We start from the raw sequence: 23,663 nt of genomic DNA, 5'->3' as shown, positions 1-23,663 counted from the left end.
GACTGTATCTAGCGCAAAGGGCTTTCGAAGCGGGGTTCGCCGCTTTTCGGGCGTGTTTCACTGGGCATGAGACATCCCTTCATTCATGCTGCGTCGGCGAATCCTGAGGCCGGCGCGGCAGATCGCGCGAATATCGCGCAGGATCGTCGCGAAAGGCTAGAAGGCGGGGATGGTCGATCTCTTCAGCATGTTCCGTCGGCGCCCCGCCAAACGCGGCCGGCCAGGATTTGCGCGCCAGGACATCACCGCGCTCGGTGACAGCGTCGGCGGTCTCGTGGCCAGCCCGGTCAGGGACGCGCCGCCGATCGCCCGTAACCAACCGATGCATGCGCCCGATCAATTCCAGGGCGACTATCAGGCCGAGCCGCCTCGGGCCCAGGCGGTTCACCCCGTGAGGGCTGCCGGCAGACCTAACGGTTCCGGCGGGCCTCAGCTCTTGAAGCGCCCGGGCTTTCTGGCTGTGCATAGCGTGGAAAAGAGTTTTGGCAGCCGCCAGGTCGTGCGCGGCGTCAGCATCTATGTGCGCCGCGGCGAAGCGGTCGGCCTGCTCGGCCCCAACGGCGCCGGCAAGACCACCGTGTTCTACATGATCACCGGCCTGATCAAGGCCGATCGCGGTGCGATCGAGCTCGACGGCCACGACGTCACCAAGCTGCCGATGTATCAGCGTGCGCGGCTCGGCATCGGCTATCTGCCGCAGGAAGCCTCGATTTTCCGCGGTCTCACCGTCGAGCAGAACATCCGTGCCGTGCTCGAAGTGGTCGAGCCCTCGCGCAAGAAGCGCGAGCAGCAGCTCGACTCGCTGCTCGACGAATTCAACATCACGCGCTTGAGGAAATCGCCGTCGATCGCGCTGTCCGGCGGTGAGCGGCGCCGCGTCGAGATCGCGCGTGCGCTGGCGACGCGTCCGAACTACATGCTGCTCGACGAGCCCTTTGCCGGCATCGATCCGATCGCGGTCGGCGACATCCAGGACCTCGTCCGCCACCTCACCAACCGCGGCATCGGCGTGCTGATCACCGACCACAATGTGCGTGAGACACTAGGCCTCACCGATCGCGCCTACATCGTCTATGCCGGTGAGATCCTGACCGAGGGCAGCCCGGATGAGATCGTGGCCGATCCGGACGTGCGCCGCCTTTACCTTGGCGAGGAATTCCGCCTCTAGCCCGTTTTTCCAATTCGTCAAGACGTGTACATCGGGCTTGGACTAGGATAAGCAAAAATCGGACCAACTTTTTGGGATCGGTTCTTGCTTCATGGCGCTTTCGCAGAGATTAGAGTTCCGGCAATCGCAGTCGCTGGTCATGACGCCGCAGTTGATGCAGGCGATCAAGCTGCTGCAATTGTCCAATCTCGATCTCACGACCTTCGTCGAAGAGGAACTCGAGCGTAACCCGCTGCTGGAGCGGGCCAATGACGAGCCGCCCGCGGGCGAGGGCCCGGCCGAGACCGGCCAGTTCAACGACAGCGACGGCGGCCATAACGACGAGCCCGGCGGCGGCCCGGGCGAAGCGTTCGAGCCCGGCCAGGAAGAGTGGATGAGCAAGGATCTCGGCACCCGCGCCGAGATCGAGCAGACCATGGACACCGGGCTGGACAACGTCTTCTCCGAGGAACCGGCCGAGGCGGCCGCCCGCACCGCCCAGGATGCCGCGCCGACCACCTATACCGAATGGGGCGGCGGCGCCTCCGGTGACGAGGACTACAATCTCGAAGCCTTCGTCGCTGCGGAGTTGACGCTCGGCGACCATCTCGCCGAGCAGCTCTCGGTTGCCTTCACCGGGGCCGCGCAGCGCATGATCGGCCAGTATCTGATCGACCTCGTCGACGAGGCCGGCTATTTGCCCCCGGATCTCGGCCAGGCCGCCGAACGGCTCGGCGCATCGCAACAGGACGTCGAGAACGTTCTTGCCGTCCTGCAAAAATTCGATCCGCCCGGCGTCTGCGCGCGCAGTTTGAGCGAATGCCTGGCGATCCAGCTCCGCGAGCTCGACCGCTACGATCCCGCGATGCAGGCCTTGGTCGAGCATCTCGATCTCCTCGCCAAGCGCGACGTCGCGGCCTTGCGCAAGCTCTGCGGCGTCGACGATGAGGACATCGCCGACATGATCGGCGAGATCCGCCGGCTCAATCCCAAGCCCGGCATGAAGTTCGGCACGGCCCGGCTCCAGACCATGGTGCCCGATGTCTATGTCCGTCCGGGTCCCGACGGCGGCTGGCATGTCGAGCTCAACAGCGACACCTTGCCGCGCGTGCTGGTCAACCAGACCTACTATTCGCAGCTCTCGAAGAAGATCGGCAAGGACGGCGACAAATCGTATTTCACCGACGCGCTTCAGAACGCGACGTGGCTGGTGCGCGCGCTCGACCAGCGCGCCCGCACCATCCTGAAAGTCGCAACCGAGATCGTGCGCCAGCAGGACGGCTTCTTCACCCATGGCGTGGCGCATCTGCGACCGCTGAATCTGAAGGCCGTCGCCGACGCCATCCAGATGCATGAATCCACGGTGTCGCGCGTCACCGCCAACAAATACATGGCGACCAATCGCGGCACGTTCGAGCTGAAATATTTCTTCACGGCCTCGATCGCCTCGGCCGATGGCGGCGAGGCACATTCGGCCGAAGCCGTGCGTCACCACATCAAGCTGCTGATCGATGCTGAGGCGCCGTCCGCGATCCTGTCCGACGACACCATCGTGGAACGCTTGCGCGGCTCGGGCATTGATATTGCCCGCCGCACGGTCGCGAAGTACCGCGAAGCCATGCGCATTCCTTCCTCGGTGCAACGCCGTCGCGACAAGCAGAGCGCTCTTGGTAACGTCCTCTCCACCGCCATGGCCGATCGCTCCCGCAATCCCGAACCGGCCTGATTGCGCCGGCGCCAAATCGCGCTACTCTCGATCTGCTATCGGGCCCGATCCTGGCCAGGCACGAACCAAGCGAGGTTCACATGACTCTCCGCATCTCGGGAAAGAGCGTCAACGTCGGCGAGGCCCTGCGCGGCCGTGTCACCGACCGGACTGAAGAGGTCCTGCGCAAATATTTCGACGGCAATTATTCCGGCCACATCACGCTGAGCAAGGACGGCTTCGGCTTCCGCACCGACTGTGCGCTGCATCTTGATTCGGGAATCACGCTCGAGGCCGATTCGAACGCACCGGATGCCTATGCCAGTGCCGACCAGGCGCTGGTGATGATCGAGAAGCGGCTCAAGCGCTACAAGAGCCGGCTCAAGGATCGCTCCGCCCGCAAGGCCCATGTCGCCTCCGCGGCGCTGGCCGCGATGGATGCCACCAGCTACGTGCTGGAAGCCCCGGGCGAGGGTGAGGACGAGGACGAGATCACCGGCTACAGCCCCGTCATCATTGCCGAGGCCACCACCTCGCTGAAGCCGCTGTCCGTCAGCGAAGCGGTCATGGAACTCGACCTCAGCGGGGCGCCCTGCCTGGTGTTTCAGCACGGCTCCTCGGGCCGGGTGAACATCATTTACCGCCGGGCCGACGGCAATGTCGGCTGGATCGATCCCCCGGGGGCCAAGGCGGATGGCAAGGCCTGAGGCCGCGGGCGACGCCCTGGGGCCCCCGCGCCGGGGGCCCCTTTCCGCCTTAACAATGACCGGGGCAAAGCTGCACGCGGGAGTTGGCACCGGGATTGCGTTGGAGTAGAAGCCCCCCACATCAGGGGCGAGCTAAGTCCGCCTCCTGCTTCAACTTCTTGACGTCGGCCCGCCCGGTTCTTTGTCCAGGCTGGCCAATTCGGAACCTGACGTTTTCATTCACCTCGGAAGACTTCCATGCCGATTACCGATCTGGTCGCGCCCGAGGCGATTCTCCCGGCATTGAAGGTCAACAGCAAGAAGCAGGCGCTTCAGGAACTGGCGGCCAAGGCCGCCGAGCTGACTGGGCAGAACGAGCGTTCCGTGTTCGAGGTGCTCCTGCAGCGCGAGAAGCTCGGCACCACCGCGGTCGGCTACGGCGTTGCCATTCCCCATGGCAAGCTGCCCAAGCTGGAAAAGATCTTCGGCCTGTTCGCGCGCCTCGATCGTCCGATCGATTTCGAATCGATGGACGGCCAGCCGGTCGACCTCGTCTTCCTGCTGCTCGCCCCCGAAGGCGCCGGCGCCGATCACCTCAAGGCGCTTGCCCGCATCGCCCGCCTTTTGCGCGACCAGGACATCGCCAAAAAGCTCCGCGCCTCGCGCGACGCCCAGGCGATCTATTCCGTGCTGGCGCTGCCGCCGGCAACTGCGGCGTAACCCTTCTCCCTCGAACCGACGCAGCGCCGTCCGCGACTTATTGGGCAGCCGGGCGTTGCGATATGTCGTCTCCGGCACGTTTCGGCGCGGGGATTTTGCAAGATGATTTGCGGTTCGATCGGGCGGGTTTTTGGTCTGCTTTGCTCCATCACCATTGTCGCCACCGCCGTGGCCCGCGCCGATGAGGCGTCCAACGACCGCGTCATCGCGGAGAAGACCGAGATCATCGCAGCCGACGCAACCAATGCGGTCGCTTACGAGCTGCGCGGCGAAGCCTACTACATCAAGCACGACTGGAATCGCGCCTTCGAGGATTGCAGCGCCGCGATCCGGATCGATCCGAATTTCGGGCGAGCCTATCACTGCCGCGGTCGCGCCTATTCTGCCAAAGGCGATCGCGAGCACGCCATGATCGATTACAACGAGGCCATTCGCCTCGACCCAAATTATGGGGCGTCCTACACCTCGCGCGCCGAGGCGTATTTCAGCAGGGGCGATTTCGATCGCGCGATCGCCGGCTTCACCGAGGCCATCGAACGCAGCCCCAAGCAGGCTTACCGTGCGCTCGTCATGCGAGGGGAGGTGTATGCGGCCAAGGGTGACACCGATCACGCCGTCGCCGACTACAGCGAGGCGATGCAGCGCAATCCGGCCGCCGCCTGGCCCTACGAGTTGCGAAGCACCGTTCGCCTCAACAAGGGTGAGATCGATGCAGCTCTGGACGACTGCGACAGCGCCGTCCGCCTGGAGCCCGGAAGTGCCGGCGGCCACTATTGCCGGGCCATGGTGTTCCTGAAGAAGGACGACGCCGACAGCACCATCCGGGAGCTGGATGACGTTACCAGGATTAGGCCGTCTTTCGAAAAGGCCTATCTGGTTCGCGGCGTCGTCCTGCACGGGAAGGGCGACGACAAACGCGCCCTTGCCGATTTCGACGAACTGATCCGATTACGGCCGGGGAATTCGGAGGCCTACAGCAGTCGCGCCGGTCTGTTTCGGGACATGGGACAGCACGATCGCGCGCTCGCCGACTACAACGAGGCGATCAGGCTCGATCCGAAAAGCCAGCTCGCCCTGGTCAACCGCGCTCTCCTCTACATGATGATGTCCGACGCCAAACATGCGCGCGCGGATTTCAACAGCGTGCTCGCGCTGCCACTGAGCGACAAATGGGCCGTGGACACAGCGCGCGAAGGACTTGGTTTTGTGAAGTGACGGCGGAGCCGCGCGCTCTCGACTCCGTCATTGCGAGGAGCTCTTGCGACGAAGCAATCCAGACTGCCTCCACGGAAATATTCTGGATTGCTTCGCTGCGCTCGCAATGACGACGTGGAAACTTCAGCAGCCGAAATAAAACGGGCACGCCTTCCTGCGAAGGCATGCCCGCTTGAAACTCTATTCGTGCGACGTGCGCGTGCTCAGTGCACGCTCACCGCTTGCAGCTCGTTGCTCCAGGCATTTGCGATCGCGGCTTCGCGGCTGTCGGTCAGCATGATCGGCGTGCCGTCGGCGGCGTGGAGCGCGAAGAGCTTGAGGCCCGGCGCGATCTTCGGCGCTTCGGGAAACAGGCCCGGCACATCCTCGGAGCGGATCTGCTTCACATAGGCGATATGGCCTTCGCCGAGGGTTGCCAGCGTCTCCGGCGAGACGTTCTTGGCTTCGTATTCGAACGCAACGTGACCTTCACTCATGGTCTCGACTCCTTCACAGAAACTAAGCGGTCGAGTCCGCTACTCGTTCCATTATTCGTGCTCATTGATAGCGATTGTCTTAACGATCCTCTCCGGTTCCGGCCGGGCAAGATCGATCGCCAGTAATCCGTTCTTCAGATCCGCACCCAGCACCAGCATCCCCTCCGCCAGCACGAAAGTGCGCTGGAAGTGGCGCGCGGCGATGCCGCGATGGATGTATTGCCGGGTCTTGTCGTCCTGCTGCCGCCCGCGAATGACGAGCTGGTTTTCCTCAATGGTTACATCGAGTTGGTCGCGGGTGAATCCGGCGACCGCCAGCGTGATTCGCAACCGCTCGGGCTGGCCCTCCGACCGGTCGCACCTCTCGATATTATAGGGAGGGTAACCGTCGGCACCTTTGACGACCCGATCGAGCACGCGCTCGATCTCGTCGAAGCCCAGAAGGAACGGACTGGAAAGCGTGGGAACACGAGACATAGTTTACAAAGTCCTCTCGAAGCGACTTTGGTGCATCAGGGCCCGTACAGGCACCCCTTGATCAGCAATATGGGCATATCCGCGTGTGGGTTCAAGGACGTAGCCGGGGGCTGTGGATTGGCAGCTGACCCGCTCTGCCATGCAGAAAGGCTGACTTGCCGTCATGGCGCGAAACGCCTGCGACAAGCCCGGCACGACGAAATTGCGGCGCGATTTTTCTCAACGAAAACAAACCCCCTTCTACTGTGCATGGGGTTGTTTTCGCGTTTTTTTAATCGACGGCTCCGCGGAGCCCGGTCAGGCCTCGATCCGCGTCCGGCCGTCGCCGCTGAACAGATGCAGCTTTTGGCGCATCGCCGCGACGCGGATCTTCGCGCCCATCGGCGGCGCCTCTGAGCCGGGGATGCGGACGATGACCTCGCCGGGCGGCAGCTCGCCGGGATTGGCGGCGATGCGCTGCTCGTCCTGAGCTCGCGTGCCGTAGACGAAGGTTTCGGCGCCGACGCGCTCGATCGCTTCCACGGTGAGCGGGAGCGCGACGCCGCCGGCCGGGGTCTGGTCGGTGATGACGAAATCTTCCGGGCGAATGCCGAGGATGCCGGCGTCGGTGCTGCCGAGCTGCGACTTGATCTCGTCGGCGCGGATCGACATCAGATTCATCGGCGGTGCCCCGATGAAGGAGGCGACGAAAGTCGTCGCCGGCTTCTCGTAGATCGCCAAGGGATTGCCGACCTGCTCGACCTGGCCGCCATTCATCACCACGAGAACGTCGGCGAGCGTCATCGCCTCGAGCTGGTCGTGGGTGACGTAGATCGACGTGGTGTTGAGCCGGCGCTGCAATTTGCGGATCTCGACCCGCATCGCGATGCGGAGTTTTGCGTCGAGGTTGGACAGCGGCTCGTCGAACAGAAACACTTTCGGCTGGCGCACGATGGCGCGGCCCATGGCGACGCGCTGGCGCTGGCCGCCGGAGAGCTGGCGCGGCTTGCGCTCCAGCATGGACGTGAGCTCGAGCACGCGCGCGGCTTCGTCGACGCGGGTCTTGACCTCGGCCTCCTTCATGCCGCGGTTGCGCAGGCCGTAAGCCATGTTGTTGAAGACGCTCATATGCGGATAGAGCGCGTAGTTCTGGAACACCATCGCGATGTCGCGATCGGCAGGCTCGATCTGGTTGACGATGCGGCCGCCGATGTCGATCTCGCCGCCGGTGACGGTTTCGAGTCCTGCGACCATGCGCAGCAATGTCGACTTGCCGCAGCCGGAGGGACCGACCAGCACGCAGAACTGGCCGTCGCCGACGTCGACGTTGACGCCCTTGATGGCCTCGAAGCCGCCGGGATAGGTCTTGCGGACGTTGCGCAGGGTGACGTTAGCCATGGGATCTACTTTTCCGTCTCCACGAGTCCGCGCACGAACAATTTCTGCATCACGACGACGACGAACACCGGCGGCAGCATCGCGAGCACGGCGGTCGCCATCACGATCGGCCATTCGGTCAGCGCGTCGGTGGTGGTGATCATCTTGCGGATGCCGACCTGGATGGTCTGCATGTCGTCGCGGGTGGTGATCAGCAGCGGCCAGAGATATTGATTCCAGCCGAGGATGAAGAGGATCACGAACAGCGCCGCCATGTTGGTGCGCGACAGCGGCAGCAACGTGTCCCAGAAGAAGCGCAAGGGGCCGGCGCCGTCGATGCGGGAGGCCTCCAGCAGCTCGTCCGGCACGGTCATGAAGAACTGGCGGAACAGCAGCGTCGCGGTGGCCGAGGCGATCAGCGGCAGTGAGAGGCCCGCATAGCTGTCGAGCATGTGCAGATCTGCGACGATCTTGTAGGTCGGATAGATGCGCACCTCGACCGGCAGCATCAGCGTGATGAAGATGATCCAGAAGATAGGCATCCGGAACGGAAACCGGAAATAGACGATCGCGTAGGCCGAGATGATCGAGATCGCGATCTTTCCGACCGCGATCAGCAGCGCCATCACCAGCGAGTTCAGCATCATGTTGCCGACGGGCTCGCGGGTCGATCCGCTCGTGCCGACGAAAATGGTCTGGTAGTAGACCTCGAAGAAATGACCGCCCGGCAGCAGCGACATCTGCCCGTTGGCGATCAGCGCGTTGTCCTGGGTCGAGGCGACGAACGCGATGTAGACCGGGAAGGCGACGATCGCGATCCCGATCCAGAGGATGATGTGGGCGACGTAGCGCCGGAAGCCCTCTTCCTCGACCATCAGTAGGTCACCTTGCGTTCGACGAAGCGGAACTGGATTCCGGTCAGCACGATGACCATGACCATCAGGATCACCGATTGCGCGGCCGAGCTGCCGAGATTGCCGCCGAGCAAGCCGTCGGAATAGACCTTGTAGACCAGCGTGACCGTCGACGTTCCGGGACCGCCGCGGGTCATCGTGTCGATGATGCCGAACGTGTCGAAGAAGGCGTAGACGATGTTGACCACCAGCAGGAAGAAGATGGTCGGCGACAGCAGCGGGAAGGTCACGGTCCAGAACCGCCGCATCGGACGGGCGCCGTCGATCGCGGCGGCCTCGAACACGCTCTTCGGGATCGCCTGCAGGCCGGCGAGGAAGAACAGGAAATTATAGGAGATCTGCTTCCACGCGGCGGCGAGGATGATCAGCGCCGCGGCCTGGTCGCCGTCGAGCAGCGGATTCCAGTCGATGCCCATGTTGCGCAGATAGCGCGAGAGCACGCCGAGCGAGGGATGCAGCATGAAGATCCAGAGCACGCCGACCACGGGCGGCGCCACCGCATAGGGCCAGATCAGGAGCGTGCGGTAGAGCATCGAGCCACGCAGCGGCTTGTCCGCCATCACGGCGAGCAGCAGCGCGAAGGACAGCGACGAGACGGCGATGGCGAACGAGAACAAGAAGGTTCGGACGATCGCCTCGAAATAGGCCGCGTCCTTGAACAGCTCGACGTAATTCTCGAACCAGACAAAGGTGGTCGACAGCCCGAACGCATCCTGGAGCAGGAAGGACTGGATCACCGCCTGCAGGGCCGGCCAATAGAAGAAAATCAGGACGATCGCGAGCTGCGGCGCAACCAGCGCGTACGGTAACAGCCTTGACTGGAAAATGGCTTGCTTTTGCATGATGCCAGCAGAGCGGCAGACCGGGTCGCGGCCTGCCGCTCATTGCCTCACTTGACGGCGGTCTTTTCGAACTGCCGCAGCATCGTGTTGCCGCGCTCGACGGCGGCATCCAGCGCCTGCTTGGCGGTCTTCTTGCCGGCCAGCGCCTGCTCGATCTCTTCCGACCAGACGTCACGCAGCTGCACCATGTTGCCGAGGCGCAGACCGCGCGAATTCTCGGTCGGCTCCTTGTTGGTCAGCTCGAGCAGCGGGGTCTCGAGATAGGGCTGATCCTTGTAGAAGCCCTCTTCCTTTGCCTTGGCATAGGCCGCCTTGGTGATCGGCAGGTAGCCCGAGGCCTTGTGGATATAGACCTGGCGGTCGGTGTCCGAGAGGAAGGTCAGGAACTTTGCGACGCCCTTGTATTCCTCGGCCGACTTGCCGCCCATCACCCACAGCGAAGCGCCGCCGATGATCGAGTTCTGCGGCGCGCCCTTGACGTCGGGATAATACGGCATCGGCACGGCGGTGAAGGCGAACTTGGCCTGCGCCTTGACGTTGCCGAAGAAGGCCGACGAGGTCAGGTAGATCGGGCACTCGCCGGAAGTGAAGCGACCCTCGCCGGTGTTAGTGCGGCCGGCGTAGTCATAGGTCTTGGTCTTCTGCAGCTCGACCAGGGTTTCGAGATGCTTGACCTGAAGCGGTCCGTTGAACTCGAGCACGGTGTCGAAGCCGTCGAGGCCGTTGGCCTTGCTGGCGAGCGGCACGTTGTGCCACGCCGAGAGCTGCTCGAGATTGACCCAGGTGATCCAGGAGCCCGAGAAGCCGCAGGTGTCGTGACCGGCAGCCTTCAGCTTCTTGGCGGCCTCGAACGTTTCGGGCCAGGTCTTCGGAATCTCGACGTTCGCCTTCTTCAGCTCGTCGAGGTTGACCCACATCACGGTCGAGGACGAGTTGAAGGGGAAGGACAGCATCTCGCCCTTCGACGTCGAATAATAGCCGGTGATGGCGGGCAGGTAGATCTTGGGGTCGAACTTCTCGCCGGCGTCGGCCATCAGCTTGTAGACGGGCTTCACGGCGCCGGTCGCGGCCATCATGGTCGCGGTGCCGACTTCGAACACCTGCATGATATGCGGGGCGTTGCCGGCGCGGAACGCCGCGATGCCGGCGTTCATCGTATCGGGATAGTTGCCCTTGTAGGTCGGGATCACCTTGTAGTCGCTCTGCGACGCGTTGAAGTCGGTGGCGAGCTTGACGATGACGTCGTTGTTGGCGCCGGTCATCGCGTGCCACCACTGGATTTCGGTCACGGCCAAGGCCGGTGAGGCCGATAGTCCAACCGTGAGTGCAATAGCGGCAGCCGCTCCAAAGTGTCGAAGAGCCATCAAGTAAACCTCCCTTGGGCCGTCAAAAATGATCGCTTGCGCTAGCAGCGCCATATGACGTTCACATGACTGTGTAAGCGGCCGAAACGAAAGCGGCAAGCGCTGGAAAAGGGAAGCTGTCAAATAGGCGAATGCCGCGCGCGCAGCGTCCTCCGTTCGCGATGCACAGAGCGCCCGCACCGCAGTGCGGCATTGCCGTCGGATGTGGAAGGCGAGGCGCTAGCGCTTGCGCTCGGGTCCGCAGACCGTGCCCTGCTCGACCATCGCGTCGATCTCGGACCTGGAGTAGCCGAATTCGCCCAGCACCTCGGCCGCGTGCTGGCTGAATTTCGGCGGCAGGCGCCGCAGGCTCGGCTTGCTGCGATCGAGCCGGATCGGGGATGCCACGCCCTTGTACCAATCCTTCTCGATGATATCGCCGCGCGCGATCGTGTGCGGGTTGGTCAACGCCTGGTCGATCTTCTGCACGGGCCCTGCGGGCAGGCCCGCGGCGAGCAGGCGATTGCACAGCGGCTCGGCCTCGTGCTGGCTGAACACGGCGGCGAGCTCGGCCCGCAGTGCCTCGCGATTGGCGATGCGGTCCTTGTTGCGCGCAAAGCGCGGATCGGTGCCGAGCTCGGGCTTGCCGATCTCCTTGGCGAGCTTGCGGAAGGTGCCGTCATTGCCGACGCCGATGAAGATGTTGTCGGTCTTGGTCGGGAAGATCGCATAGGGCACGAGGTTGGGATGCTCGTTGCCGGTGAGCGCCGGCGGCTTGCCATGCATGAAATAATTCGCGGTGTGCGGATGCATGATGGCGAGACCGGTCTCGTACAGCGTGGTCTCGAGGAACTGGCCCTGGCCCGAGCGCTGCCGCTCCGACAGCGCCATCAGGATGCCGATCGCCGCGTAGAGGCCGGTGCCGATGTCGACCAGCGGCACGCCGATGCGCATCGGTCCGCTCTCGGGCGAGCCGGTCGCCGCGATCATGCCGGTCATGGCCTGGATGATGGCGTCATAGCCGGGATTGCCGCCGCGCGGGCCGTCGGCGCCGAAGCCGCAGATCCGGCAATGCACGAGCCGCGGAAATTTTTCCCGCAACACCTCGTTGCCGATGCCCCATTTCTCCAGCGTGCCCGGCTTGAAGTTCTCGATCAGGACGTCGGCGCTCTCCAGCATCTTGAGCAGCACGGCCCGGCCGCCCTCGGAGGCGAGGTCGAGGCCGATCGAGCGCTTGTTGCGGTTGATGCCGATGAAATAGGCCGCGTCTTCTTCGTGGAAAGGAGGGCCCCAGTCGCGCACCTCGTCGCCGGCGGGCGGCTCGACCTTGATCACGTCGGCGCCATGGTCGGCGAGGATCTGGGTGCAATAGGGACCGCCGAGCACGCGCGTGAGATCGATGACGCGCAGGCCGCTCATTGCGCCCGTGGCAGCTCCAGAACTGGCGGCTTCAGTCATGCCTTCGCGTCCCATGTGTCGATGTGATCACAGGCCTAACGAGGTTCGTCCGGGCCGGCAATGGCTTCCCGCGTAGGGCGTCATGCAGGCCGCTCGCCGCAATCCCGTGGGATGGCAAATCATGGGAAGCGGCCGGCCCGAGGGGGATCCCGGGCCAGCCGCTTCAGCTACCCGATCAGACGACCGTCAGGCGAACGTCGACATTGCCGCGCGTCGCGTTGGAATACGGGCACACCTGGTGCGCCTTCTCGACCAGCGCCTCGGCTTCCGCGCGGGCGAGGCCCGGCAGCGAGACCGCGAGGTCGATGTCGAGACCGAAGCCGCCGGCCGCGCGCGGGCCGATGCCGACGGTCGAGGTCACGGAGGCGTCGGCCGGAACCTTGGGGCCGCCCTGCGAGGACACGAACTTCATCGCGCCGATGAAGCAGGCGGCATAGCCCGCCGCAAACAGCTGCTCGGGATTGTTGCCGGCACCGCCGCCGCCGCCGAGTTCCTTCGGCGTGGTGAGCTTGACGTCGAGCGCGCCATCGAGGGTCGCGGCATGGCCGTCGCGGCCGCCGGTGGCCTTTGCGCTGGTCTTGTAGAGGACGTTCACTGACATTTTCGTCTCCCTGTGTTTCTCGGGTGGGGTGCGATCCTTATCGCAAGCAATTAGATTGTGCGCAATTTAAATTACGGTGCCTCACATTTAATTGTTCGCAATTGAATATGCCGCCGGCCGGCCCCAGAATGGAGCAAGTCCCGTGAGATTCTCGATGCCCCGGAAACATTCGGCAGCGGACGCGCCGCTTCGCCTCGATAACCAGATCTGCTTCGCGGTCTATTCGGCCGCGCATGCCTTCAACCGCGTCTACAAGCCGCTGCTGGACCGGCTCGGCCTGACCTATCCGCAATACCTGGTGATGCTGGTGCTGTGGGAGCGCGACGACGTGCCGGTGAAGAGCATCGGCGAAAAGCTGCACCTGGATTCGGGCACGCTGACGCCGCTGCTCAAGCGGCTCGAGGCGGCCCACCTCGTCAAGCGCACGCGCTCGAGCGAAGACGAACGTCAGGTGCTGATCGCGTTGACGCCGCAGGGCCACGCCTTGAAGGACAAGGCGCGCTCCGTGCCGCATTCGATCCTGGCGGCGACGGACTGCTCAGTCTCGGAACTGGTCGCGATGAAGGACGAGATCGTGGCGCTGCGCGATCGGTTGAATGCGGTGATTGGGGAGTAGGGGTTAGAAGTGCGTGCTTAGGACAGCCGCTTCTTTGTGAAGGCCCGGCCGGAGTGAGACTTCAGGTACGCTTCAAAAGCGAGCGCTTTGTACTTGTCAGGGAAAGCGCAGTACCAGATCAGCTTCCAAGGCTTGAACTTGGCGGTGTGGGTGGATTTGCCAGCATTGTGCTCTGGAATCCGGCGCTTCAGATCTTCCGTAGCCCCAACGTATTCCTGCTCAGGAAATTTGATGCTGTGGAGGATGTAGACGTACCACATTGACGATTATCGCCTGGGCAGCCGCTGTGTCGGAATCTCACCAGTCCGTCTTCGCCCTTCGGGCTTCGCCGGACACCACGCTTCGCCCTTCAGGCTGTGCGCGGCTGCGCCACGCGTAGCCTGAAGGGCGAAGCGTGGTGGAGCCAGGCGTAGCCTGAAGGGCGAAGCGTGGTGGAGCCAGGCGGGATCGAACCGCCGACCTCTTGCATGCCATGCAAGCGCTCTCCCAGCTGAGCTATGGCCCCTTAACCGTCCGACGCGCCTTGGGCGACGCGTCGGGAAAGACCCAGAACCACAGTTCTGGAATTATCTCAAGTCTCTTCGTCACCGCCGACATCACCAATGATGTCGGTCACGTCCTCATCGCCTTCTTCGTCGTCGGCGATAAAGGTCGAATCGTCGTCGTCATCGTCCTCGATGGTCTCATCGACTTCGATGTCGTCCTCGGATTCGGGCACGACGGCCTTGACCTTGCCGGTGTTCTCCTCGGCATCGGCCTCCTCGAGCGAGACCTCCTCGACCTCCGCCGGCTCCGGCGTGGCGTCTGCGGCAGCGGCTGCGTGGCGGGCTTCGGCACCGCGGGGCGCGCGCGCCGGCGCGATGGGCGCGATCGGCACGACTTCCCCGGTATAGGGCGAGATCACCGGATTCTTGTTGAGGTCATAGAACTTTTTGCCCGTGGTCGGGCAAATACGTTTAGTTCCGAGTTCGGACTTGGCCACGGCAGAGGAATCCTGGAAATGTCTGAAAAGCGGTGCTTCACTTGGCTAGTTGGCGGCCCGCTGTCAATAGCGCATTGCGGGAGAACGACATGCCCGTGACGGCGGGGAGGCCATGTGGTACCTGCCCCGCGAGTCCCGCAGGGACGTTTCGGGCCTATCCAAGGACACAAAGTTGACCGATTCCGACAAGCCGACGCCGCTCCAGTCGCGCGCCAGCGGCCCCCTGACCGGGAAAGTACGGGTGCCCGGAGACAAGTCGATCTCCCACCGTGCCCTCATCCTCGGCGCGCTCGCGGTCGGAGAGACGCGGATTTCGGGCCTCCTGGAGGGCGAGGACGTCCTTAACACCGCCAAATCCATGCAGGCGCTTGGCGCCAGGGTCGAGCGCACAGCCGATTTCGCCTGGAAGGTGAACGGCGTGGGTGTCGCGGGCTTCGCGGAGCCCAAAGCGCCGCTGGATTTCGGCAACTCCGGCACCGGCTGCCGGCTCGTCATGGGCGCCGTCGCAGGCTGCCCGATCTCTGCGATTTTCGACGGCGATGCCTCGCTGCGCACCCGGCCCATGCGCCGGATCCTGGACCCGCTGGAAAAGATGGGTGCGAAGGTCGTCGCCGGCGGCGAGGGCGGCCGCCTGCCGCTGACCGTCCAGGGTGCGCGCGACCCGCTGCCGATCACCTACAAGACGCCGGTGGCTTCGGCCCAGATCAAATCTGCGGTCCTGCTCGCGGGTCTGGCCGCGCCGGGCACCACGACCGTCATCGAGACCGAGGCCAGTCGCGACCACACCGAACTGATGCTCAAGCATTTCGGCGCCGAGATCACCTCGGTGCAGGAAGGTCAGCACGGCCGCCGTATCACGCTCGTGGGACAGCCTGAGCTGCATGGCGCCAATGTCGTCGTGCCCGCCGATCCCTCATCGGCGGCGTTCCCCATCGTTGCTGCGCTGATCGTCGAAGGTTCCGACCTCGTCCTGTCCGATGTCATGACCAATCCGCTGCGCACCGGTCTTTTCACCACGCTGCGCGAAATGGGTGCCTCGATCGAGGAAAGTGAAGTTCGCGGCGACGCCGGCGAGCCGATGGCAAAGCTGCGCGTACGCGCCTCGAAATTGCGCGGTGTCGAAGTGCCGCCGGAGCGCGCACCGTCGATGATCGACGAATATCTGGTGCTGGCGGTGGCGGCCGCCTTCGCCGAGGGCACGACCATCATGCGCGGCCTCCAGGAGCTCCGCGTCAAGGAATCCGACCGTCTCGAAGCCACCGCCGCCATGCTCCGCGTCAACGGCGTCAAGGTCGAGGTCTCCGGCGACGATTTGATCGTCGAAGGCCGCGGCCACGTTCCCGGCGGCGGCGTTGTGGCCACCCACATGGACCATCGCATCGCGATGTCCGCGCTGGTGATGGGCTGCGCGTCGGACCAGCCGGTGACCGTCGATGACACCGCCTTCATCGCCACCAGTTTTCCGGATTTCATCCCGATGATGCGTTCGCTTGGGGCCGAGTTTTCATGATCATCGCCATCGACGGGCCCGCGGCGTCGGGCAAGGGCACGCTCGGCAAGCGCCTCGCCCACCATTACGGCTACCGTCATCTTGATACCGGCGTGATCTATCGCGCGGTGGCCTATTCCCTGATGCAGTCCGGTCATGATCTCCGGGACGAGGCGGCGGCGGTCGCTGCGGCGCTGGAACTCGATCCTGAAAAGTTCGGCAATCCCGCCCTTAAGACCCAGAAGGCCGGCGAGGGCGCCTCCATCGTCTCGGCGATCCCAAGGGTGCGCGAGGCGCTGGTCAGCTTTCAGCGGCAATTCGCCGCCGATCCGCCCGGCGCCGTGCTCGACGGTCGGGATATTGGAACCGTGATCTGCCCCCATGCCGACGTGAAGATCTTCGTCGTGGCCGACCCCAAGGTCCGTGCCCGCCGCCGGACCATGGAGGCCAAGGCGCGGGGCGAGGAGGCTGACGAGGCGGCCGTGCTCGCCGACATCATCCAGCGTGACGAACGCGACAAGAACCGGGCGATCGCGCCCCTGAAGCCGGCCGCGGATGCTTACTTGCTAGATAACTCCCAACTGGATATAGAAGGCGGCGTCCGGGCCGCCATCGACATTATCGAGGCCGTCCGAGCGGGCCGGTCGCGGGGTTAAGCCGCTGCCGTCATTGGAGGAAGCGCCCGCTCCCGCTCTTTGAGGTCGATACTCTCGGTCCCTGCTTGGGGCCGACGCGATCCAGGTTCCGGACAAAAGATTTCCACGTATCGAATGCGCGGGCCTCAGCCGGCCCGCTTCCGCTGTTCCGCCCTCCAGGTCGGAGCAGCGAGCGGTCGCTCGAAGGTTCTGCGGACCTTCCGACACTGCGCGTACGGTGCGCCCAAGGACCCAACGGCCGGCATGACATCCGCAACTGGAGAACAAATGGCTTCGACTTCTGCTGATACCTATAGCCCGTCGCGCGACGATTTCGCCGCGATGCTCGACGAGTCCTTCGCAGGCGGCAACCTGCAGGAAAGCTCAGTCATCAAGGGCAAGGTTGTTGCAATCGAAAAGGACATGGCCGTCATCGACGTCGGCCTGAAGACCGAGGGCCGCGTTGCCCTGCGCGAATTTTCCGGCCCCGGCCGCGACAGCGAGCTCAAGGTCGGCGACGAGGTTGAAGTGTTCCTCGATCGGATCGAGAACGCCCTCGGCGAAGCCGTGCTGTCGCGCGACAAGGCGCGCCGCGAAGAGAGCTGGGGCAAGCTCGAGAAGGCCTTCCAGAACAACGAGAAGGTCAACGGCGTCATCTTCAACCAGGTCAAGGGCGGCTTCACCGTCGACCTCGACGGTGCCGTGGCCTTCCTGCCGCGTTCGCAGGTCGACATCCGTCCGATCCGCGACGTTGCGCCGCTGATGAACAACTCGCAGCCGTTCCAGATCCTCAAGATGGACCGTCGCCGCGGCAACATCGTCGTGTCGCGCCGCACGGTTCTCGAAGAGACTCGCGCCGAGCAGCGTCAGGAGCTGGTGCAGAACCTCGAAGAGGGTCAGGTCATCGACGGCGTGGTCAAGAACATCACCGATTACGGTGCGTTCGTTGATCTCGGCGGCATCGACGGTCTGCTGCACGTCACCGATATCGCGTGGCGCCGCGTCAACCATCCGACCGAAGTGCTCTCGATCGGCCAGACCGTGAAGGTCAAGATCATCAAGATCAACCACGAGACGCACCGCATCTCGCTGGGCATGAAGCAGCTGTTGGACGATCCGTGGCAGGGCATCGAAGCCAAGTACCCGCTGGGTGCCCGCTTCACCGGTCGCGTCACCAACATCACCGACTACGGCGCGTTCGTCGAGCTCGAGCCGGGCATCGAAGGCCTGATCCACGTCTCCGAGATGTCGTGGACCAAGAAGAACATGCACCCCGGCAAGATCGTTTCGACCTCGCAGGAAGTCGAAGTGCAGGTGCTGGAAGTGGATTCCGTCAAGCGCCGCATCTCGCTCGGCCTCAAGCAGACCATGCGCAACCCGTGGGAGGTCTTCGTCGAAGGTCACCCGACCGGTTCGACGGTCGAGGGCGAAGTCAAGAACAAGACCGAGTTCGGTCTGTTCCTGGGCCTCGAGGGCGACGTCGACGGCATGGTCCATCTCTCCGACCTCGACTGGAAACAGCCGGGCGAGCAGGTGATCGACAACTACAAGAAGGGCGACATGGTGAAGGCCGTGGTGCTCGATGTGGACGTCGAGAAGGAGCGTATTTCGCTCGGCATCAAGCAGCTCGAAGGCGACCCCTTCGCCGAGCCGGGCGATGTCAAGAAGGGCGCCGTCGTGACCTGCGAAGTGATCGAAGTGAAGGAGAGCGGCATCGAGGTGAAGATCACCGGTACCGACTTCACCACTTTCGTGAAGCGCTCGGAGCTCGCCCGTGACCGCAACGATCAGCGCGCCGAACGCTTCGCCGTCGGCGAGAAGGTCGATGCCCGCGTGATCCAGTTCGACAAGAAGGCCCGCAAGGTCCAGGTGTCGATCAAGGCGCTCGAAGTCGCCGAAGAGAAGGAAGCCATCGCGCAGTACGGCTCCTCCGATTCGGGGGCGACGCTCGGCGACATCCTCGGCACCGCGCTCAAGAACCGCGACACCAAGTAAGCGAAACGCAGGTTTCGCTGCATCAAAGCCCCGGCGCAAGCCGGGGCTTTTTTTGTTGTTGAGGCCGTAGCCTGGATGGAGCGAAGCGAAATCCGGGATTCGTGCGGCCGGCGGGATTCGCCTACATTGCGATTCGCTCCTCCGGGCTACCGCCTCCAATCGGGCTACGCGGCAGCCGGCCTTGTTTTCTTCTAATTGCGCCGCAATTGATGTATCCAGATAAGCCAATGGTGACGCTGCGACGGCACAACGCGCCTTGCCTTTCATTTGGAGATATTGAGATGTCGCTCGATTCGGACATCATCGTCGATCGCCGCAGGATCCGCCGCAAGCTGACGTTCTGGCGCGTATTGGCCGCGCTGATCGCGGTCGCGGCGATCGCAGGTTTCGCGCTGGTCGCGACGCCGGGTGCGCGCGGCACGTTCGCGTCCGCCGGCTCGATCGCGCGGGTCCAGATCGACGGCCTGATCCGCAGTGATTCCGATCGCACGCAGGCGCTAGAACGGCTGGAGAATTCGCAGGCTGCCGCCGTCATCGTTCACGTCAATTCGCCGGGCGGCACCACCGCCGGCTCCGAGCAGCTCTATGATTCGCTGGTACGGCTGAAGGCAAAGAAGCCGCTCGTCGTGGTCGTCGAAGGCCTCGCCGCCTCCGGCGGCTACATCACCGCGATCGCGAGCGATCACATCATCGCCCAGCAGAGCTCGCTGGTCGGCTCGATCGGCGTGCTGTTCCAATTCCCCAACGTCTCGGAGCTGTTGAAGACCGTCGGCGTCAAGGTGGAGGAGGTAAAATCCACGCCGCTGAAGGCCGCGCCCAACGGTTTCGAGCCGACCAGCCCCGAGGCACGGGCGGCGCTCGATGCGCTGGTGAAGGATTCCTATGCCTGGTTCAAGGGATTGGTGAAGGAGCGGCGTGGCATGGATGACACGCAGCTCGAGAAAGTGGTTGATGGCCGTGTCTTCACCGGACGCCAGGCCATCGATCTCAAGCTGATCGATCAGATCGGCGACGAGAAGACCGCGGTGACCTGGCTGGTCGAGCAGAAGGGCGTCAAGAAGGGGCTCTCCGTGCGCGATTACAAGCTGCAGCCGCGCTTCAGCGATCTGCCGTTCCTCAAGACGGCGGCCGCAGTGACGCTGGAAGCACTGGGTTTAGGCTCGATTGCGCATCAAATCGCGCAAACCGGCGTCGTGCAGGCGGTTGATCGGCTCGGAATGGATGGAATGCTCGCCTTGTGGCAGCCGGCGGCGTCGAACTGACCGGAACCGGGCGAGCCCCAGAGGTTTTTCCCGTTCGGCGCGTGCAGGGCCAGCCTGCTTTTTCGGCATTTGTCACGTATTTTCACGACGCTCAACCTTCATTTAGCGTCTTGACAGATCACGGTATTTTCACGGAAATGGTCGTCCGCACGCTCCCGGGTCCTATCTCTCGATGATCAAATCCGAACTTGTTCAGCGTATCGCCGAGCACAACCCGCATCTGTACCAGCGGGATGTCGAGAACATTGTGAATGCGATTCTCGAAGAGATCGTAGCGGCTCTCGCGCGCGGTGACCGCGTCGAGTTGCGCGGCTTCGGTGCCTTCTCGGTCAAGCATCGCCCTGCACGCGCAGGGCGCAATCCGCGCACCGGCGCCCATGTGCCTGTCGATCAGAAGAGCGTTCCGTTCTTCAAGACCGGCAAGGAAATGCGCGAACGGCTGAATCGCGACCATCCGGATCCAGGCGCGCCAGACTGAGGTCCACCTCAGGGTTTCCCGCGGTCGCCAGCGATGCGGCCGCAACCTTGATTCAAGGCGAGCGAGCCGAGATGCGAAAATTCCTGACCGCGCTGGTCGTGATTCCGCTGGGCCTGATCCTGATGGTCTTTGCCGTCGCCAACCGGCATTTCGTCACGGTCTCGTTCGATCCCTTCGTGTCCAACGACCCGTCATTCTCGGTCACGCTGCCGCTGTTCCTGCTCCTGATCGTGGTGGCTGCGCTCGGGGTGGTCGCGGGTGGTTGTGCCGTCTGGTTGGGCCAGCGGCACTGGCGGCGTGCTGCGCGCCGGCATGACGCGGATGCGCGGGCCGCGCGAGGCGAGCTGGCCGATCTGCGGGCCCAGTCTGCCGCAGCAAGGCCTGAGTCCCAGCGCCTCCCCGTTCCCTCCGGGGTGGGGCTTTACGGGTCCGTCGGGCGAGACAAGCAGCGCGCGACGTTGTAGAAGCGGCCGCAACCGAAAAGCCCGTTTTCCGGCCGCGGACCTGCGGCCTCCATTTGCTTTGAGCCCATATCCGTCGAGAACATGTCCTTGCTCGTCAAAATCTGCGGCCTGTCCACGCCCGAGACGCTCGAAACGGCGCTCGAGGCGGGTGCCGACATGGTGGGTTTCGTGTTCTTCCCGCCGTCGCCGCGACATTTGTCGCTGGAAGCCGGCCGGGAGCTCGGCCGGCAGGTGAAGCGGCGCGCGCTCAAGGTGGCGCTCACCGTCGATGCCGACGATGCCACGCTCGACAACATCATGGACGCGCTGTCGCCGGACATGTTCCAGCTTCATGGCACGGAGAGCGTTGCCCGGCTGCGCGACATCAGGCAACGGTTCGGTCGTCCGGTGATGAAGGTCGTGCCGGTCGCAACATCAGCCGATCTCGCCGTGCTGCCCGGTTACGCAGAGGTTGCCGAACGCATCCTGTTCGATGCGCGCGCACCGAAGGACGCAACGCGGCCGGGCGGCCTCGGTGCACCGTTTGATTGGCATCTGCTCGGAAACCTGGAGCTCGCGGTGCCGTATATGGTCTCGGGCGGCCTCAGCGCCGACAACGTCGCCGAAGCCGTTCGCGTCACCCGGGCCGGTGGCGTCGACGTCTCCTCCGGTGTCGAGAGCGCCCCGGGCGTGAAAGACCCCGAGATGATCAAGGCCTTCATTCGCGCCGCGCGCGCAAGCCAAGATGCAAGTCAAGAGTTGAGCGTCCGATGAATGTTGTAAAACCCAATTCCTATCGCAGCGGCCCCGACGAGCGCGGCCATTTCGGCATTTTCGGCGGACGCTTCGTTGCCGAAACCCTGATGCCGCTGATCCTCGATCTGGAGAAAGCCTACACCGAGGCCAAGGCCGACCCGGCCTTCCAGACCGAGATGAACGGCTATCTCAAGAATTATGTCGGCCGGCCCTCGCCGCTCTATTTCGCCGAGCGTCTGACCGAGCATCTCGGCGGCGCGAAAATCTACCTCAAGCGCGAAGAACTCAACCACACCGGCTCGCACAAGGTGAACAACGTGCTCGGCCAGATCATGCTGGCGCGACGCATGGGCAAGAAGCGCATCATCGCCGAGACCGGCGCCGGCCAGCACGGTGTCGCCACCGCGACGCTGTGCGCGCGCTTCGGCCTCGAATGTATCGTGTACATGGGCGCCGTCGACGTCGAGCGGCAGCAGCCCAACGTCATCCGCATGGAGATGCTGGGCGCAACGGTCATTCCAGTGCAGTCGGGCACGCGCACGCTGAAGGACGCCATGAACGAGGCGCTGCGCGACTGGGTCACCAACGTGCACAACACCTTCTACTGCATCGGGACGGTCGCGGGTCCGCATCCCTATCCGACGCTGGTGCGCGACTTCCAGTCGATCATCGGCAACGAGACCAAACTGCAGATGCAGGAGATTGAAGGCCGGCTGCCGGATTCGCTGGTCGCCTGCATCGGCGGCGGCTCCAACGCCATGGGCCTGTTCCATCCGTTCCTCGACGATTCCACCGTCGAGATCTTCGGCGTCGAAGCTGCGGGCCACGGGCTGACGCAACTGCATGCGGCATCGATCGCGGGCGGCCGTCCCGGCGTGCTGCACGGCAACCGCACTTATCTGCTGATGGATGCGGACGGCCAGATCCAGGACGCGCATTCGATCTCCGCCGGCCTCGACTATCCCGGCATCGGCCCCGAGCACTCCTGGCTGCACGAGATCGGCCGCGTGAACTATCTGTCCGCGACCGACGACGAGGCCCTCGCAGCGTTCCAGTTGCTGTCAAAGCTGGAAGGCATCATCCCCGCGCTCGAGCCGGCACATGCCATCGCCAAGGTGATGGAGCTCGCGCCGAAGCGGACCAAAGATCACCTGATGGTCGTCAACCTCTCCGGCCGCGGCGACAAGGACGTCCCGCAGGTCGGCGACATCCTGAGGGGCAAGAGCAAGTGACCACGCGTATCGACACCCGTTTCGCCGAGCTGAAGAAAGCCGGCCGCGCGGCCTTCGTCACCTTCGTGATGGCCGGCGATCCCGATCCGGCCACCTCGCTCGAGATCATCAAGGCGCTGCCGAAAGCGGGCGCCGATGTGATCGAGCTCGGCATGCCCTTCACCGACCCGATGGCCGACGGTCCGTCGATCCAGGCGGCAGGCCTGCGCGCGCTCAAGGCCGGCATGACGCTGAAGAAGACGCTCGATCTCGTGCGCGGCTTCCGCAAGGACGACAACACCACGCCGATCGTGCTGATGGGCTACTACAACCCGATCTACATCTATGGCGTCGACAAATTCTTAGGTGATGCGAAGAGCGCCGGCATCGACGGCCTCATCATCGTCGACCTGCCGCCGGAAGAGGACGACGAGCTCTGCCTGCCCGCGATGAAGGCCGGCCTCAATTTCATTCGGCTTGCAACGCCGACGACCGACGACAAGCGTCTGCCGGCGGTGCTCGCCAACACCTCGGGCTTTGTCTACTACGTTTCGATCACCGGCATCACCGGCGCTGCGGCCGCGGACTCCACGGCCGTCGGCGAGGCAGTTGCCCGCATCAAGCGGCACACAAAACTGCCGGTCTGCGTCGGCTTTGGCATCCGTACACCGGAGACCGCCCGCGCGATTGCCTCGCATGCGAATGGCGCCGTGGTCGGCACCGCGCTGGTCGATGCCCTCAAGAACAGCCTCGGTGCGGACGGGCGCGCCACTGGCAAAACCGTCAACGCCGTCGCCGAGCTGACTGCGGCACTGGCTCAGGGCGTCAAAGGCGCGCAACAGGCGGCGGAATAGGC

General features: G+C 63.9%; 25 protein-coding genes and 1 tRNA gene. 15 read left to right on the top strand and 11 right to left on the bottom strand.

Annotation, left to right across the window (positions count from 1 at the left end; translation table 11 throughout):
• Window positions 1-169 precede the first annotated feature (169 nt).
• The 5 genes from lptB to IVB40_RS35135 all read left to right on the top strand — a co-directional run bounded on the left by lptB (window position 170) and on the right by IVB40_RS35135 (window position 5,473).
• Window positions 170-1,168 (top strand): LPS export ABC transporter ATP-binding protein, encoded by a 999-nt coding sequence (lptB, locus tag IVB40_RS35155; RefSeq protein WP_027514739.1) that lies wholly within the window; start codon window positions 170-172, stop codon window positions 1,166-1,168.
• A 91-nt stretch (window positions 1,169-1,259) separates the two neighbouring features.
• A complete protein-coding gene (gene rpoN / locus IVB40_RS35150) occupies window positions 1,260-2,873 on the top strand; it encodes an RNA polymerase factor sigma-54 (RefSeq protein ID WP_247817726.1) in 1,614 nt (537 codons plus the stop codon).
• Window positions 2,874-2,953: 80 nt separating this feature from the next.
• A complete protein-coding gene (raiA, locus tag IVB40_RS35145; RefSeq protein ID WP_027566178.1) occupies window positions 2,954-3,559 on the top strand; it encodes a ribosome-associated translation inhibitor RaiA in 606 nt (201 codons plus the stop codon).
• Window positions 3,560-3,796: 237 nt separating this feature from the next.
• On the top strand, window positions 3,797-4,258 hold the full coding sequence (gene ptsN, locus IVB40_RS35140; protein WP_027514736.1) for a PTS IIA-like nitrogen regulatory protein PtsN: 462 nt from the start codon (window positions 3,797-3,799) through the stop codon (window positions 4,256-4,258).
• 102 nt (window positions 4,259-4,360) lie between these two features.
• Window positions 4,361-5,473, top strand: coding sequence for a tetratricopeptide repeat protein (locus IVB40_RS35135; protein WP_247817725.1), 1,113 nt, complete (start codon window positions 4,361-4,363; stop codon window positions 5,471-5,473).
• A 203-nt stretch (window positions 5,474-5,676) separates the two neighbouring features.
• Here the strand turns inward: IVB40_RS35135 and IVB40_RS35130 are convergent, their stop codons facing one another.
• The 8 genes from IVB40_RS35130 to IVB40_RS35095 form a co-directional block, all read right to left on the bottom strand.
• A complete protein-coding gene (locus IVB40_RS35130) occupies window positions 5,677-5,949 on the bottom strand; it encodes a DUF1150 domain-containing protein (protein ID WP_007598581.1) in 273 nt (90 codons plus the stop codon).
• Between the two features lie 51 nt (window positions 5,950-6,000).
• The gene (locus IVB40_RS35125) at window positions 6,001-6,426 is read right to left on the bottom strand and encodes an Hsp20 family protein (protein WP_007598583.1); all 426 of its coding nucleotides are present in this window, start codon (window positions 6,424-6,426) and stop codon (window positions 6,001-6,003) included.
• Between the two features lie 297 nt (window positions 6,427-6,723).
• On the bottom strand, window positions 6,724-7,803 hold the full coding sequence (locus tag IVB40_RS35120; protein WP_247817724.1) for a sn-glycerol-3-phosphate import ATP-binding protein UgpC: 1,080 nt from the start codon (window positions 7,801-7,803) through the stop codon (window positions 6,724-6,726).
• Window positions 7,804-7,808: 5 nt separating this feature from the next.
• Entirely contained in the window at window positions 7,809-8,657 is an 849-nt protein-coding gene (gene ugpE / locus IVB40_RS35115; RefSeq protein ID WP_211395093.1) for a sn-glycerol-3-phosphate ABC transporter permease UgpE, read from the bottom strand.
• Window positions 8,657-9,538, bottom strand: coding sequence for a sn-glycerol-3-phosphate ABC transporter permease UgpA (ugpA, locus tag IVB40_RS35110; protein ID WP_027566174.1), 882 nt, complete (start codon window positions 9,536-9,538; stop codon window positions 8,657-8,659). The genes ugpE and ugpA overlap by 1 nt, the downstream gene beginning before the upstream one ends.
• A gap of 47 nt (window positions 9,539-9,585) precedes the next feature.
• Window positions 9,586-10,902, bottom strand: a complete 1,317-nt coding sequence (ugpB, locus tag IVB40_RS35105; protein ID WP_027566173.1) for a sn-glycerol-3-phosphate ABC transporter substrate-binding protein UgpB — start codon at window positions 10,900-10,902, stop codon at window positions 9,586-9,588.
• 219 nt (window positions 10,903-11,121) lie between these two features.
• The gene (locus tag IVB40_RS35100; protein WP_247817723.1) at window positions 11,122-12,339 is read right to left on the bottom strand and encodes a CaiB/BaiF CoA-transferase family protein; all 1,218 of its coding nucleotides are present in this window, start codon (window positions 12,337-12,339) and stop codon (window positions 11,122-11,124) included.
• A gap of 175 nt (window positions 12,340-12,514) precedes the next feature.
• Window positions 12,515-12,940, bottom strand: coding sequence for an organic hydroperoxide resistance protein (locus IVB40_RS35095; protein ID WP_007598424.1), 426 nt, complete (start codon window positions 12,938-12,940; stop codon window positions 12,515-12,517).
• Window positions 12,941-13,094: 154 nt separating this feature from the next.
• On the opposite strand from IVB40_RS35095, the gene IVB40_RS35090 reads away from it, so the two are divergent.
• Window positions 13,095-13,556, top strand: coding sequence for a MarR family transcriptional regulator (locus IVB40_RS35090; RefSeq protein WP_247817722.1), 462 nt, complete (start codon window positions 13,095-13,097; stop codon window positions 13,554-13,556).
• A 17-nt stretch (window positions 13,557-13,573) separates the two neighbouring features.
• On the opposite strand, the gene IVB40_RS35085 is transcribed toward IVB40_RS35090, so the two are convergent.
• The 3 genes from IVB40_RS35085 to IVB40_RS35075 all read right to left on the bottom strand — a co-directional run bounded on the left by IVB40_RS35085 (window position 13,574) and on the right by IVB40_RS35075 (window position 14,538).
• Window positions 13,574-13,816 carry a GIY-YIG nuclease family protein gene (locus tag IVB40_RS35085; protein WP_247817721.1) on the bottom strand — a complete coding sequence of 81 codons (243 nt, stop codon included), beginning with the start codon at window positions 13,814-13,816 and terminating at the stop codon, window positions 13,574-13,576.
• 169 nt (window positions 13,817-13,985) lie between these two features.
• Window positions 13,986-14,061: transfer RNA gene (locus IVB40_RS35080), tRNA-Ala, on the bottom strand.
• 66 nt (window positions 14,062-14,127) lie between these two features.
• Complete coding sequence (locus IVB40_RS35075; RefSeq protein WP_007598417.1) at window positions 14,128-14,538, bottom strand: TIGR02300 family protein; 411 nt, start codon at window positions 14,536-14,538, stop codon at window positions 14,128-14,130.
• Between the two features lie 172 nt (window positions 14,539-14,710).
• Here IVB40_RS35075 and aroA point away from each other — a divergent pair, with 172 nt between their 5' ends.
• The 9 genes from aroA (at window position 14,711) to trpA (ending at window position 23,661) form a co-directional block, all read left to right on the top strand.
• A complete protein-coding gene (gene aroA / locus IVB40_RS35070; RefSeq protein WP_247817720.1) occupies window positions 14,711-16,048 on the top strand; it encodes a 3-phosphoshikimate 1-carboxyvinyltransferase in 1,338 nt (445 codons plus the stop codon).
• Complete coding sequence (cmk, locus tag IVB40_RS35065; RefSeq protein WP_027514724.1) at window positions 16,045-16,683, top strand: (d)CMP kinase; 639 nt, start codon at window positions 16,045-16,047, stop codon at window positions 16,681-16,683. Before aroA ends, cmk begins: the two co-directional genes overlap by 4 nt.
• Before the next feature lie 267 nt (window positions 16,684-16,950).
• Window positions 16,951-18,657, top strand: a complete 1,707-nt coding sequence (gene rpsA, locus IVB40_RS35060; protein WP_027566167.1) for a 30S ribosomal protein S1 — start codon at window positions 16,951-16,953, stop codon at window positions 18,655-18,657.
• A 281-nt stretch (window positions 18,658-18,938) separates the two neighbouring features.
• Window positions 18,939-19,919, top strand: coding sequence for a signal peptide peptidase SppA (sppA, locus tag IVB40_RS35055; protein ID WP_247405051.1), 981 nt, complete (start codon window positions 18,939-18,941; stop codon window positions 19,917-19,919).
• A gap of 172 nt (window positions 19,920-20,091) precedes the next feature.
• Window positions 20,092-20,397: an integration host factor subunit beta gene (locus tag IVB40_RS35050; RefSeq protein WP_007598410.1), complete on the top strand. Its 306-nt coding sequence runs from the start codon at window positions 20,092-20,094 to the stop codon at window positions 20,395-20,397.
• A 71-nt stretch (window positions 20,398-20,468) separates the two neighbouring features.
• A complete protein-coding gene (locus tag IVB40_RS35045; RefSeq protein ID WP_247285093.1) occupies window positions 20,469-20,861 on the top strand; it encodes a lipopolysaccharide assembly protein LapA domain-containing protein in 393 nt (130 codons plus the stop codon).
• An 81-nt stretch (window positions 20,862-20,942) separates the two neighbouring features.
• A complete protein-coding gene (locus tag IVB40_RS35040; RefSeq protein WP_027566164.1) occupies window positions 20,943-21,614 on the top strand; it encodes a phosphoribosylanthranilate isomerase in 672 nt (223 codons plus the stop codon).
• Window positions 21,611-22,828 carry a tryptophan synthase subunit beta gene (gene trpB / locus IVB40_RS35035; protein WP_247817719.1) on the top strand — a complete coding sequence of 406 codons (1,218 nt, stop codon included), beginning with the start codon at window positions 21,611-21,613 and terminating at the stop codon, window positions 22,826-22,828. The genes IVB40_RS35040 and trpB overlap by 4 nt, the downstream gene beginning before the upstream one ends.
• Entirely contained in the window at window positions 22,825-23,661 is an 837-nt protein-coding gene (gene trpA / locus IVB40_RS35030) for a tryptophan synthase subunit alpha (protein ID WP_247817718.1), read from the top strand. The genes trpB and trpA overlap by 4 nt, the downstream gene beginning before the upstream one ends.
• Window positions 23,662-23,663 lie beyond the last annotated feature (2 nt).

Origin of the sequence: Bradyrhizobium sp. 40 (genome assembly GCF_023100925.1) — a bacterium.
In the GTDB taxonomy this organism is placed as follows: domain Bacteria; phylum Pseudomonadota; class Alphaproteobacteria; order Rhizobiales; family Xanthobacteraceae; genus Bradyrhizobium.
This window is presented reverse-complemented; position numbering and strand designations above follow the sequence as displayed.

Excerpts from the sequence above, each read along its gene's own strand:
- lptB (WP_027514739.1), top strand. The coding sequence starts at position 170 with ATGGTCGATCTCTTCAGCATGTTCCGTCGGCGCCCCGCCAAACGCGGC.
- rpoN (WP_247817726.1), top strand. The coding sequence starts at position 1,260 with ATGGCGCTTTCGCAGAGATTAGAGTTCCGGCAATCGCAGTCGCTGGTC.
- raiA (WP_027566178.1), top strand. The coding sequence starts at position 2,954 with ATGACTCTCCGCATCTCGGGAAAGAGCGTCAACGTCGGCGAGGCCCTG.
- ptsN (WP_027514736.1), top strand. The coding sequence starts at position 3,797 with ATGCCGATTACCGATCTGGTCGCGCCCGAGGCGATTCTCCCGGCATTG.
- IVB40_RS35135 (WP_247817725.1), top strand. The coding sequence starts at position 4,361 with ATGATTTGCGGTTCGATCGGGCGGGTTTTTGGTCTGCTTTGCTCCATC.
- IVB40_RS35130 (WP_007598581.1), bottom strand. The coding sequence starts at position 5,949 with ATGAGTGAAGGTCACGTTGCGTTCGAATACGAAGCCAAGAACGTCTCG.
- IVB40_RS35125 (WP_007598583.1), bottom strand. The coding sequence starts at position 6,426 with ATGTCTCGTGTTCCCACGCTTTCCAGTCCGTTCCTTCTGGGCTTCGAC.
- IVB40_RS35120 (WP_247817724.1), bottom strand. The coding sequence starts at position 7,803 with ATGGCTAACGTCACCCTGCGCAACGTCCGCAAGACCTATCCCGGCGGC.
- ugpE (WP_211395093.1), bottom strand. The coding sequence starts at position 8,657 with ATGGTCGAGGAAGAGGGCTTCCGGCGCTACGTCGCCCACATCATCCTC.
- ugpA (WP_027566174.1), bottom strand. The coding sequence starts at position 9,538 with ATGCAAAAGCAAGCCATTTTCCAGTCAAGGCTGTTACCGTACGCGCTG.
- ugpB (WP_027566173.1), bottom strand. The coding sequence starts at position 10,902 with ATGGCTCTTCGACACTTTGGAGCGGCTGCCGCTATTGCACTCACGGTT.
- IVB40_RS35100 (WP_247817723.1), bottom strand. The coding sequence starts at position 12,339 with ATGACTGAAGCCGCCAGTTCTGGAGCTGCCACGGGCGCAATGAGCGGC.
- IVB40_RS35095 (WP_007598424.1), bottom strand. The coding sequence starts at position 12,940 with ATGTCAGTGAACGTCCTCTACAAGACCAGCGCAAAGGCCACCGGCGGC.
- IVB40_RS35090 (WP_247817722.1), top strand. The coding sequence starts at position 13,095 with ATGCCCCGGAAACATTCGGCAGCGGACGCGCCGCTTCGCCTCGATAAC.
- IVB40_RS35085 (WP_247817721.1), bottom strand. The coding sequence starts at position 13,816 with ATGTGGTACGTCTACATCCTCCACAGCATCAAATTTCCTGAGCAGGAA.
- cmk (WP_027514724.1), top strand. The coding sequence starts at position 16,045 with ATGATCATCGCCATCGACGGGCCCGCGGCGTCGGGCAAGGGCACGCTC.
- rpsA (WP_027566167.1), top strand. The coding sequence starts at position 16,951 with ATGGCTTCGACTTCTGCTGATACCTATAGCCCGTCGCGCGACGATTTC.
- sppA (WP_247405051.1), top strand. The coding sequence starts at position 18,939 with ATGTCGCTCGATTCGGACATCATCGTCGATCGCCGCAGGATCCGCCGC.
- IVB40_RS35050 (WP_007598410.1), top strand. The coding sequence starts at position 20,092 with ATGATCAAATCCGAACTTGTTCAGCGTATCGCCGAGCACAACCCGCAT.
- IVB40_RS35045 (WP_247285093.1), top strand. The coding sequence starts at position 20,469 with ATGCGAAAATTCCTGACCGCGCTGGTCGTGATTCCGCTGGGCCTGATC.
- IVB40_RS35040 (WP_027566164.1), top strand. The coding sequence starts at position 20,943 with ATGTCCTTGCTCGTCAAAATCTGCGGCCTGTCCACGCCCGAGACGCTC.
- trpB (WP_247817719.1), top strand. The coding sequence starts at position 21,611 with ATGAATGTTGTAAAACCCAATTCCTATCGCAGCGGCCCCGACGAGCGC.